This window comes from Neobacillus massiliamazoniensis, assembly GCF_001048695.1.
Lineage (GTDB): Bacteria > Bacillota > Bacilli > Bacillales > Cytobacillaceae > Neobacillus > Neobacillus massiliamazoniensis.
In genome coordinates this window covers 270,994-283,049 of the sequence record NZ_CVRB01000002.1, presented here as the reverse complement: position 1 = coordinate 283,049, position 12,056 = coordinate 270,994, and the positions used below count along the sequence as shown (strand labels likewise).

General features: G+C 39.1%; 11 protein-coding genes. 9 read left to right on the top strand and 2 right to left on the bottom strand.

Features of this window, described 5'->3' with window-relative positions:
* Positions 1-62 precede the first annotated feature (62 nt).
* From BN1082_RS09300 to BN1082_RS09290, 3 genes are all read left to right on the top strand, one after another.
* A complete protein-coding gene (locus BN1082_RS09300) occupies positions 63-866 on the top strand; it encodes a basic amino acid ABC transporter substrate-binding protein (protein WP_090633634.1) in 804 nt (267 codons plus the stop codon).
* 202 nt (positions 867-1,068) lie between these two features.
* Positions 1,069-1,725, top strand: coding sequence for an amino acid ABC transporter permease (locus tag BN1082_RS09295; RefSeq protein WP_090633632.1), 657 nt, complete (start codon positions 1,069-1,071; stop codon positions 1,723-1,725).
* Positions 1,722-2,444 (top strand): amino acid ABC transporter ATP-binding protein, encoded by a 723-nt coding sequence (locus BN1082_RS09290; RefSeq protein ID WP_090633630.1) that lies wholly within the window; start codon positions 1,722-1,724, stop codon positions 2,442-2,444. The genes BN1082_RS09295 and BN1082_RS09290 overlap by 4 nt, the downstream gene beginning before the upstream one ends.
* A gap of 36 nt (positions 2,445-2,480) precedes the next feature.
* On the opposite strand, the gene BN1082_RS09285 is transcribed toward BN1082_RS09290, so the two are convergent.
* A complete protein-coding gene (locus BN1082_RS09285; protein ID WP_090633629.1) occupies positions 2,481-2,987 on the bottom strand; it encodes a hypothetical protein in 507 nt (168 codons plus the stop codon).
* Positions 2,988-3,249: 262 nt separating this feature from the next.
* On the opposite strand from BN1082_RS09285, the gene BN1082_RS09280 reads away from it, so the two are divergent.
* From BN1082_RS09280 to BN1082_RS09265, 5 genes are all read left to right on the top strand, one after another.
* On the top strand, positions 3,250-5,994 hold the full coding sequence (locus tag BN1082_RS09280) for a GTPase domain-containing protein (protein ID WP_090633627.1): 2,745 nt from the start codon (positions 3,250-3,252) through the stop codon (positions 5,992-5,994).
* 666 nt (positions 5,995-6,660) lie between these two features.
* On the top strand, positions 6,661-6,804 hold the full coding sequence (locus BN1082_RS27410; RefSeq protein ID WP_176699720.1) for a hypothetical protein: 144 nt from the start codon (positions 6,661-6,663) through the stop codon (positions 6,802-6,804).
* Positions 6,805-6,903: 99 nt separating this feature from the next.
* Positions 6,904-7,197: a YciI family protein gene (locus BN1082_RS09275; protein ID WP_090633625.1), complete on the top strand. Its 294-nt coding sequence runs from the start codon at positions 6,904-6,906 to the stop codon at positions 7,195-7,197.
* Between the two features lie 165 nt (positions 7,198-7,362).
* Positions 7,363-8,268: an SDR family oxidoreductase gene (locus tag BN1082_RS09270; protein ID WP_245640373.1), complete on the top strand. Its 906-nt coding sequence runs from the start codon at positions 7,363-7,365 to the stop codon at positions 8,266-8,268.
* A gap of 26 nt (positions 8,269-8,294) precedes the next feature.
* Entirely contained in the window at positions 8,295-8,882 is a 588-nt protein-coding gene (locus BN1082_RS09265) for a TetR/AcrR family transcriptional regulator (protein ID WP_090634917.1), read from the top strand.
* A gap of 108 nt (positions 8,883-8,990) precedes the next feature.
* On the opposite strand, the gene BN1082_RS09260 is transcribed toward BN1082_RS09265, so the two are convergent.
* Positions 8,991-10,244, bottom strand: coding sequence for an SGNH/GDSL hydrolase family protein (locus tag BN1082_RS09260; protein WP_176699719.1), 1,254 nt, complete (start codon positions 10,242-10,244; stop codon positions 8,991-8,993).
* A 215-nt stretch (positions 10,245-10,459) separates the two neighbouring features.
* On the opposite strand from BN1082_RS09260, the gene BN1082_RS09255 reads away from it, so the two are divergent.
* Complete coding sequence (locus BN1082_RS09255) at positions 10,460-11,986, top strand: class I adenylate-forming enzyme family protein (RefSeq protein ID WP_090633618.1); 1,527 nt, start codon at positions 10,460-10,462, stop codon at positions 11,984-11,986.
* The last annotated feature ends 70 nt before the right edge of the window (positions 11,987-12,056 follow it).

Below are 12,056 nucleotides of genomic sequence, written 5' to 3'. Positions count from 1 at the left end.
TATTATAATCGAAATATTGATAAAATTCAAAAAATAACAAGAAAAGAATTAGGGGGTCAAAAATGAAGAAGTTTAAAATTGTCACAACGATGATTGTCTTTTCATTACTCTTTGTTCTTTCAGCATGTGGTACAAGTACTACAAGTGGTAGCGGTGAAAAGAAGACCTTAAGAATCGTTACCGATGCAACGTATGCCCCGTTTGAATACCAGGATAAAGGAGAAGTAGTAGGATTTGATGTTGATTTCGTTAAAGCTGTTGCAAAGGAAGCAGGGTATGATGTAAAGGTTGAGCACGTTGGCTGGGATCCGTTATTTGTTGAAATTAAAGGGAAAACAGCGGATGCTGCCATTTCTTCCATCACCATCACAGATGATCGAAAACAAACTTATGATTTTACTATCCCATACTTTTTATCTAAAAACGAAATTATGGTGCCTAAGAAAAGCGATATTAAGAACGCACAAGATTTGAAGGGTAAAGTGATTGCCGTGCAAAATGGTACGACAGGTCAGGATGCGGTTGAAGCACTTATTGGCAAAAACAATAATAAACTTAAAAAATTCGAAAGTAACAATCTTGCTATTCTTGAACTAAAAGGTGGCGGGGCAGATGCTGTCGTATCCGATAATACAGTAATTGAAACTTATATTAAAAATAATCCAAAGGACAATTTCAAATTCATTGAAGACGATACTACATTTCAAAAAGAGTTCTATGGCATCCTGTTACCAAAGGGAAGCAAGCTAAAAGCTGATTTTGACAAGGCTATTAAAAAAGTAGTTGAGAACGGAACTTATGAAAAAATATATAAGAAATGGCTTAATACGAAGCTGGATTTAAAAACTTTAAAAGAACATCAATAGTGAGAAAAGCAGAAGGCTCCCGTTTAGAGAAGTCCATTAATCGCTGGGCGTCTGATCTAGACAATTCTCGAAGTTAAAGTCTTATACTATCTTCAAAAAATTACAATTGCGTAACTCTTAAACATAAGTAGTTACGCAATTTTTTTCAATCTAAACATGATACCAAATAACTCAAAGGATTATTTATTAGGGGGATCTCATAATGGATTTTCGTTGGGATTTGATAGCTGAGTATGCTCCTTTTTTTGCAAAGGGAACATTACTTACTATTGGTTTTTCCATTGCAGCGATTATTTTCGGAACTGTTCTTGGCCTGTTAATTGGATTAGGTAAAATGATGAAAAGGCCAATCGCTGCGCTGCCATTTAAATGGTATATTAATATATTTCGCGGTACCCCATTATTGGTTCAAATATTATTGATTCATTTCGGTGTCATCCCACTGTTAATAGGGACAACAAATGCGATTCTGGCTGCAATTGTCGCGCTTTCCTTAAACTCAGCAGCCTATGTGGCGGAAATTTTTCGCGCGGGGATTCAATCTATTGATAGGGGGCAAATGGAAGCTGCCCGTTCCTTAGGAATGACGCATGTCCAGGCGATGCGGTATGTCATTCTACCACAGGCCTTTAAAAGGATGATTCCGCCGCTAGGTAATGAGTTTATTGTTTTAATTAAAGATTCTTCGCTAGCAGCTATTATTGCAGCCCCGGAGCTTATGTATTGGGGAAGGGCGATGCAGGGGCAGTATTATCGCCCATGGGAGCCGTATCTTACTACTGCGGTGATCTATCTTTTGTTAACACTATCATTAAACTACTTGTTATCTCGATTTGAAAGAAGGTTAGCGACTGAATGATTGAAGTGAAAGGTTTAAAAAAATCCTTTGGTACAAATGAGGTTCTTAAAAATATTAATCTGTCGGTCAAGCCCCAGGAAGTAGTCGTAGTGATTGGACCATCAGGCTCTGGAAAGTCTACTTTTCTCCGCTGCATTAATATGCTAGAAACAATTACAGATGGGCATGTCTACATTGAAGGGATTGACGTAGTAGATAAAAAGACGAATATCAATAAAATCCGAACTGAAGTTGGAATGGTATTTCAACAGTTCAATCTTTTTCCCCATAAAACGGTCATGGAAAACATTATGCTTGCACCAATGAAAGTGAGAAATGTCCCAATAGAAAATGCGAAGCTAAAAGGTTTGGAGCTTTTAAGAAAAGTTGGGTTAGAGGAAAAAGCGGAAGCCTTTCCGGATTCCTTATCAGGTGGGCAAAAACAGCGGGTTGCGATTGCGAGAGCCCTTGCGATGGAACCGAAGATTATGCTCTTTGATGAGCCTACATCGGCACTTGACCCGGAGATGGTAGGTGAGGTATTAGAGGTAATGAAGCAATTAGCCAAAGAAGGCATGACGATGATTGTGGTAACCCATGAAATGGGGTTTGCGAGAGAAGTAGGGGACCGTGTTATTTTTATGGACGACGGCCTAATTGTTGAAGAAAATATCCCGAAAGATCTATTCGAAAACCCGAAAGAAGAGCGTACGAAAGCATTTTTAAGCAAAGTTTTATAAACGTCGGGGAGGCTGTTCTAGCCTCCTCCTTTGTTTTTAATCAAAATCAAATACTTCAACAATTCGGTCCGCTTTTATCCGATTTTGACAGAGCTGAAACAACTGATTGAAAAAACCTTCCACTTCCGAGCTTGATGATGGCAGTTTAATTTCAACAGTTGTCGAACCAAACATTTGTTTAAAGTAGGCCTTTCGTTGGTCATTTTTCCCGTCTCGTTTAAATGGCTTGTACGTCCACACAAGGTGGGGGATCCCTTCAATTTCCTTGATTGGCCGAATCTCGGCAATTGTCGTTGTTTTATCATGAGCATAAATTACTAAATAATAGTTATCATTACGATGCCAATCAATGAATAGAAAGAAATAGCTTGTATCGCTATCAATTCGTTTGACCTCATAGGCTGATAAGGTTTGTTTTCTATTGGTCCACTGATGGAATTTTGGCAAGCTGCCGCCAACCGTTTTTAATTTCTTTATCTCATATGTAGGTGAATCTGTTTTTTCAATGCAATTGGATAAGAATTCAGCTTGATCTTTTTCCACATTAAAAACTCCTTATGTATTTGATCCTATTATACTTTACAAAAGGTTAAAAACGGAAGTATCTGTAAAGTTTTAGGAGGTTTTTTTATAATAAAGACAAATTGTTTACAAAATGAAATAAATCTGACATCCTTTTAAAAAAGTGCTTTGTTAAAATTGATATATTAGGACTAAAAATATAACCATGACTCGAATGGTATAAGGAATAAATATGCCTATTTTCCATATGATGACAAAGAAGTGGTTGTGAGGGGGGAAAACAATGACAATAGAAGAGCAATTCATCGGCAAGACATACTATAAAATGTTCATAAACGAACATGAAGGGATCCACCCTATTCATGTTATTGGCGATGCCTATCAGGAGGAACTCCAAAAGGATATTCCTGACTTATCACCGATCCGATTTGCACAGGGAGAAGTGTATTTTCATCATAAAGATTATGAAGCAGCGATTTTTAAATGGGAAAATGTAACCAATGAACTATCACCTTGGGCGAAGAAAAATATCGCTGATGCTTATTATGAATCAGGTATTTTGCCAAACGCCGAAGATCTTTATTTAGCGATTGATACTGATAACCTTACTTTACAGACGGAAGTAGCCCTAAAGCTGTTTTCTTTATATATCGCACGAGGAAAAGTTGATTCAGCTGTGAAAATCATTAAAAAAACGATAGTCTCCAATCCGGACTATCCAAATGTCACCGAAAGGGCCAGGGCCTTTTTTGAAGAGCAGAATGACTGGGAAAATGCGATTGAACTAGCGGTCAATGAAGCAAAACGTACAGGATCGTTAAATTGGTTTCAAATTTTACATTTATATGTGGATCAGGGCGTTACGAAAAATCACGCACCAAATTATTTTTCCCAGGCCTTAATCGAATTGTTTAGCGTTGATCAATTGGAGTTTGAGGGACTTGCTTCTTCCTTATGGAGGAGCTACGAATATGAAGGATCCTTTTTTGCCTGGTTAAAAGAGATTAATTATATTCTATTAAATTTTGAGATGAACCATGAGGAGGCTTGGCCAGAGCTTTCTCGTCTTCATAAAGAAACATATGATCAGTTCATAGATGGAAGGTATTTGATTAAGCAGGTGGAGGAGTTTATTCCTGACCTATTAACGAATTGGCTAAGGTTAAGCGATTCTGTAGTTGCAGGAGCAGCTGTCTTATCATGGAATGAGCTTTTTCCAGTAAGTATCAGCGTCGCAATTGTGGAGGAGGCCGACAAGCTAATTGCTCAAACGGAACACAGTTTCGATGAACTGGAGGAGTGCCTGACACTGTTTGAAGCGATAATGAAGTGGGCAGTGGCGCATGATATGGGTGAGCATAATCGCCTAATTTGGATTGTTGATCAATTAATTGATTTCGATTCCCATCACCTGTTTGTCACTGGGTACAGTGGTAGCGGCAAGTCCTCATTCATTAACATGATCATTGGTGAAGAACTGCAGGATAGCCCAACCACATCGATGGTGATGTTTAGTGACAGTGAAGAGCTTCAAATTTCAGAAATAAGTGATCAAGGAATAACGGACCTTTCAGGTTTCGCCGAATTCCAGGCAAGAATGGATCGGCGCCGGAATGCTCTTGAGTCGATGATTGAATTTAGACAACCAACACCATTTTTATACGAAAATCAATTAGCGATTCTTGATACTCCAGGTTTTAATGGAAGTCATTATGACCGAAAAGATATTTTTAATTATTTGCATGTAGCGGACACGATTCTTTTTGTGCTCGATGCCAATGACCCATTCTCAGATAAAGAGCAGGAAATTGTTTCACAAATGCAGACTCTTGCTCCAGATATTCCGATTCATTTTCTCTTGAATAAAATGGACACCATTGCAAATGAACAGGATGCTGCCTATATAGTTAAGGAAACAAAGAGGGAAATAGCTTCTATTTTGCCGAACGCTAAAGTCTTTGCTTTTTCGTCGAAAAAGAATAACGGCCAGTCATTAGCGGACTTAAAGGGTTTTGTTTCGTCTATTAAACAGATGAGAAATATCGAAGATAAAAGGCTATCAAAATTACTCTATTTCATTCGAACCACGATTACGAGTCTTTTGCAGAAGCGAATTGACGTGGAAAACCAATTAATAGAATCGGTTCGTTGGAACGAGGATCTGTTAATGAGGTTAAATGGTGCCATCAATCAGCTGAAGGATATCGAGTCAGAAAAAACATCGTCGATTACAAAGGCCTATCGCTCCATTAAAGATTCCCTGCAAAAAGAGATTTCTGACGTCATTCCAAATATGCTAAAGGAATGTTCAAAATTAATCAGTGAAAAGAGCGATTTTAGTAAAATCCATATTGAACTGAATGATGAAATGAACAAGAGAATTCAAGACCACTTGAACAATGATGTTCTACCTAAATATTTTACCGCTCTTCAAGGCTGGATTCAGCAAGCAAAAGGGGAATTTGACGATAGCCAAGCCTTTTTAGTTGAGATGAGTGAAGGGCTTAATAATATGTACGGGGCAGAGCGAATCAGTCCGGATTGTGACTACAAGGTACTTGATGATTGGAGTCGCGACACCGACCGGATGACAACGAGTATCCCATTCGACCCAGTCAATATTATGATGCGGCGAACTCCATCGCAATTCCTGCTAAAAAGTGCAGGAAGGCTGCTTGGAGCCCTATCGCAAAATAAAACCATGCTGTTCCATAAATACCAAGCCTTTGTTGAAAACGAGGATTATTCGGAAGCTGTCTCAGAGGTCAACAAACGCTTTTTCCAGCAGTTTGAATTGTTTGAAAGGGCACTGGATAGGGACACAACCCTATTTTTCAGACAGCCACTAAAAGTGTTAAATCAAGCAGCTGACGAGGCAAGGATAGAAATCTCGAATAATAAGGAAATGCTTAGCAAGATGAACACCAATCCCGAACTGTTCCGCGACCCGTTAACACTGTTCGAGGTAAGACTGCGCCAATTTGAATGGATGACTGTGGCAGGGAAAGGTATGCAGACAGTTTATTAATAGACCCGAGAAAGGAAGATGACTGTCATCTTCCTTTTTTTGATGGATTTATGGGGCGAAGATGGGGTGATCGTGTCCGAAACCTATGAGTGTGTAAATTTACGTGACCGGGTTTTATCTATTTTCCAGTTTTCGATCTGCAGACGCTTTACGTTCACGGTTGGTATACTTTTTCTAGTTCTCGTGAACGTAGAGCCTGTCTACGTGCACAAGTCCCCGCTTTGTACTCATTTTCGTGAACGTAGAACCCGTCTACGTGTATAGGTCCCTGCTTTGTACTCATTTTCGTCCACGTAGAACCCGTCTACGTGAACAGGACCCCGCTTTGGACTCCTTTTCGTGAACGTAGAACCCGTCTACGTGTATAGGTTCCTGCTTTGTACTCATTTTCGTGAACGTAGAACCCGTCGACGTGAACAGGACCCCGCTTTGAACTCCCTTTCGTGAACGTAAAACCCGTCTACGTGAACAGGACCCCGCTTTGGACTCCTTTTCGTGAACGTAGAACTCATCTACGTTCACTGATCCCCACTTTTTTCTCGTTTTCGTGAACGTAAAACCTGTGCTTATGAATTTTTAGACACTTCATCTTGTTCTCTAGCCAAAATGAAACTCGGTAATATGAATAGAGAAGTCTGGGACAAGAAATAATACGAAAAAGGAGAGATGAAAATGAATCCAGAAAATCAATATATTGCTGCCGAGCTTTCGTCTAATTTGGTAAGTGAAATCAAATCATTAGAAGAAAAATTAAGTGAACAAGCTAACAAGGAAGTAGTAGTAATTGCATACGAAAAAGATCAAGATTAAAGTTGAATATGAAAACATCTGGTGCTTTACTTTTAATAATAAGTAAAGCTTTTTTTATTAATAATACATGACAGATCAAAAGGTAAAGGAGAAATTAAAATGGAACAACTATATTTTTTGGAGACCGCAATACCGAAAAAAGAAAACTGGTTACAGAACATGACGGAAGAAGAAAAGGCCGTTATGGCTCAACATTTTGCTTATGTTAATCAGTTATTTTCGGAAGGGAAGATATTTTTCAGCGGGGCTTGTACAGATGGAGCAATGGGAATAATAATTTACCAAGCGGAGTCATATGAATCAGCTTTCGAAATGTTTCAAAATGATCCCCTTGTCAAATCTGGCATTACAAATACAGATCTTCATCCATTTAAAGCTGGGCATATGCAATAAAAAAGAAAATTAAATTTCGGATCGCCATAAGGCGGTCTATTTTATTTTTAAAATAAATCAGATATTGAGTAAAAAACTGTTCAAGTTTTTCAAAATTATTCATACAATGTTATTAAATGAATGAATCATTCATTCATAATTCAGGCATAGGGGATGGATGTTAAAATGAAAACATCAAATTGGATAGTAAAAGACAAATACGTAGTGATTACCGGTGCAACCAGTGGAATTGGGCAAACTGCTGCTAAAGAACTAGCTGCCCGGGGAGCCAACCTTGGAATCGTTGCACGGAATCTGGCCAAAGCGAATGAAGTTGCGGCTCAAATCATGGCTTCAACAGGTGGTAGAACCAATGTTGATGTGTTCATAGCAGACATGGCATCCCAGCAATCCATACGCAATGTTGCTGCCGAAATTCTGGCCAAATGTTCAAAAATAGACGTCCTAATCAACAATGCCGGAGCTATGTTTATATCCAGAAAACTTACTGAAGATGGCTTGGAGATGACCTGGGCTGTTAATCATCTAGCTCCATTCCTACTTACGAAATTGCTTATGGATCGGCTAAAGGAAAACGAGCATTCCCGTGTCATTACAACCGCATCCCATGGCCATAAGATGATCAAAAATGGGATAAATTTTGATGATCTAAGCGCTGAGCGTCTCTACAGTTTTCCAAAAAAAATCGTAGGTGGCCCTACTTTACGTTATGCGGAAACAAAGCTTGCCAACATCCTCTTCACCGCTGAATTGGCAGAGCGTCTTAAGGGAAGCGGAGTCACAGCCCACTGCTTTGATCCGGGGTTAGTGTCAACAAACTTTAACCAGAACAACGGACTATTGGCCCGTATGACGATGGCGGGGATGAAGCCCTTCTCCCGCAGTCCTGAAAAAGGGGCTGAAACTTTGGTATGGTTAGCGGACACAGACGAAATTGCTGATCACAATGGCCATTACTACACAGATATGCAAGTTACAATTCCAACTATTCATGCTCAAAATATGGATGCCGCAAAGCGATTGTGGGAAGTAAGTGAGGAACAGATTCGGTACTCGGAGACTCGTGTTTAATAATTTAGGAGAGTGAATAACCTTTGATGAAAGTAAATGAAAATCAAACCGAACATATTTATGATGAACGTAGAGAACAAATTAAGAGGGCAGCCCTTAAACTGTTTGCTTATCGGGGAATTACCGGAACAAAAATGAGCATGATTGCTGATGAAGCGGGTATTAGTCAAGGCCTTACCTATCGTTATTTCAACTCAAAAGAAGAACTCTTCACTGAACTTATTCAGGAAGCAATGGATGAATCCCAAAGCGCAATTAAGAACATCCACCATCTTCCAAGTACGCCAACTGAACAAATACGTGCATTGACAAAAATTATGCTTGATGAGAGTCATAAACATTATTTCTTGTTGGTCCAGCAAGCGCAAACTTCGGAAGGAGTACCAGAAAGGACGAAACAGGTTTTAGAACAATATTCCTCAAAAGATACAATAGACCAACTACTTCCCATCTTAATTAAAGGGCAACAAACTGGAGAATTCTGTGCAGGTGACCCATTTAGGCTGTTGCTCCTCTACTTTTCAGTCATTTCTGGCCTTATACTACAGGGCGTACATTCCGAAGCTAATTGGTTAGAAGAAGTTGACAGTTTAATGAAAATATTAATGAAATAATACTGCAGTGGTCAAACGATGGGATTATCTTTGTAAATCAATATTAATGAATTTTTTAGTAGCAAAAAAGCCAGACTCTCATAAAAATGGAGCCTGGCCTATTTTAAATTATTCGTTTTCTCTTCTTCTATACTGTTGAAGTTTCATAGAGGCTAAACCAGCTAAAACCAATACTAGACCAATAGCTACATAGTTAAACATTGATGTAGCTGTGTTTGGCAAAGCATGTCCACTTCCACTAGGAGTGGTAGCAGTAGGAGTAGGAGTTGATGTTGTTGTTATTGGTGTTGGTGTTACATTATGATTTCCATTGTCCCCTGGGTTAGGAGTTGGATTGCCATTATCCTTCGTTATGTTTGTAATCTCTATCGTTTTGACTGCTCCGTATTCCCAAGTATCCATAACATAAACAGTATACTTTCCGTTTTCAGTTACTTGGAACTGATTGTCCATAACAGGTGTACCTGCATCCATGAAATCTTCTGCAGTCTTTTCACCAGGCAGCCATTTCATTTGAGCTACTTTTTTTGAGTTGGTAGAAACCTTAATAGTTACAGGGTCTTTCGTTTGGTCGGTAGTAGATGGCGTTAAATCGATAGTAAGTGGTTCTATTTCTGTAAGAATATCATTTGCTAAAGAAGCAAGTACATGATGACCAGTAGAATTTGGATGAATATCATTCGGTAAAATGTATTCAGATTGATGACCATTAAAGGCGGTATAGGCATCAGCCACCAAAAAATCATACTTAATAGCAACAGAATTAATCCCTTCGTTTATTTGCGGAATAATTTGTTCTCCTAAAGCATGGAAAGTAGGATTGTCACTTCCAAAAGGGTTATATAGGTTGTAAAGAATAATAGGAGCATCAGGATTGATGTCGTTGATTGTGTTTACAATCGTTTCTAGTGTCTGTTCTAAATCATAAGCAGTTTTCTCTACTGCTTGGGTTACGGCATTTATCTGGTCTTGAGTTGGTGGCACGGTAGGATTTTTTAAAATTTGCGCAATTTCTGGGGTTTGTAATATGTCATTACTTCCAATATCTAATGTAAAGACATCGGCATTTTTAATGGCATCCTGGTTTTCAGGGGCTTGAATCGCATCTAACAACTGCTTAGAAGTCCATCCAGGAAAGCTAATGTTTTTTGTTACATTGTAATGATCGCTATCAATTAAATACGGAAATGCCGAAGTAGATGGTATTGTATGATCTTGAGCAAGATTCCATCCAAATGTAATAGAATCTCCCAATGCAACTAGGTTCTTTTTAGTGTTTGTTTCTGCAAACGCAAACGATGAAAAGAAGGTGCTTAGAGCTAGTATGATTGCAAATAAAACCGATAATCTTTTAAACTTCAATATTATTCCCCCCTATGCAAATGTTTAGAAGCACAATCTATTATAATCAACAAAATTCCGAAAATTCAATAATTATAATTCTACAATTTACGCCAAAATACCTATATCTATTTTTGTAGAAATTAAAATTCTAAATATTCTATATTTTTGGTATAATAAACACTATATGAGCTGATATGGCTTGTAATTTTTAAAAAAAGGAGGGGACCCCCTAAATGAACATTGGAAGCCTATTAACGCAAACTGCTAGGAAGTTTCCAGAGAAGCTAGCGATTGAATGTGAGGGAAGAAGCTATAGTTACCGCCGATTTAATGAGGAAGTGAATAAACTTGCCCACGGGCTGTTGCAACGGGGAGTAAACAAAGGCGACAAACTTGCACTAATGATGAAGAATTCAGATCACTTCGTGTTTAGCTTTTTTGCTGCAGCAAAAATTGGCGCTGTGGTCGTTCCGATAAACTTTCGCTTGACTGCTTCAGAGGTTCAATATATTTTAGCGCAATCTGACGCTGCCCTCGTTATTTGTGACAAGGAATTTGAAAAATTAATTGAAGATGCCATTCTTGGTACAGATGTCCGCTTTGTGGTTACTGTCGGGGAACCAGAGACTGAATGGTATTATTCATATAATGGTATTTTATCAGAAAACAAAACCGAGCCGGATATCGAGCTCTCTGAACAGGATGATTTAGAAATTTTATATACATCCGGAACCACTGGTAGTCCGAAAGGTGCCCTTTTTGATCATGACCGAATTTTTAAAGTAGGTATCTCCGTTGTCATTAATATGGGGATCGGCCAGCACGAACGTATTCTACATCTTGCACCGCTTTTTCATTCTGCACAGCTTAATCTATTTCTCATCTCAGGGGTTGCACTTGGAGCAACTCATATCATTCATCGCGATTTCCATCCAGTTAAAGCACTTCAAGCTATTCAAGAGCATAAAATCACCCATCTTTTTGCCGTTCCATCCATGTATAATTTCCTTCTTCAAGTTCCCAATGTTGCCGACTATGATTTATCCTCGATTAAAAGATGTGGCTACGGGGCAGCTCCAATGGCTCCAGAGCTTGTTAAAAGGAGCATCAAGCTTTTCAAGACCGACCAGTTTTATAATTTATGCGGCCTGACGGAAGGAGGACCTGGTGGAATTCTCCTAGATCCGGAAGGTCACAAGCTTCATCTCGGCAAGGGCGGAAAACCGATTTTTTTAACTGAGGCGAGAGTTGTTAACGAAAAGGGGATGGATGTACGGCCTGGAGAGGTGGGCGAATTTATCCTGCGCAGTCCGATGGTCATGAAGGAATATTATAAAAAACCCGAAGAAACAAAGAGCACTTTGAAGAATGGCTGGCTATATACTGGCGACCTCGCCATGCTGGATGAGGAAGGCTATATTACGCTGGTTGACCGTAAGAAGGATATGATTATCACCGGAGGAGAAAATGTGTACTCTGTGGAAGTTGAAGGTGCCTTGTTTGAGCATCCTGATGTTCTTGACGCAGCCGTAATTGGGCTGCCTGACGAGGTATGGGGCGAAGTAGTTTGCGCGGTGATTGTTCCAAGGGAAGGGGCGGTTATCGATGAAAAGGAGTTGCGCAGCTTTTGCCGTCAGAGGCTAGCTGGTTATAAGATTCCTAGGAGAATGTTTATCGAGGAGCAGCTCCCAAGAAACGCTTCTGGAAAAATACTAAAATATCAACTGCGGGAGAAAATGAATTTGGTAGGCGATTTGTAGAAAAGTCGGAAGTGATATTTTTCCAAATAATGTAGTAATGTTGTTGAAATCTGTCGTAATGGCCAAAAAT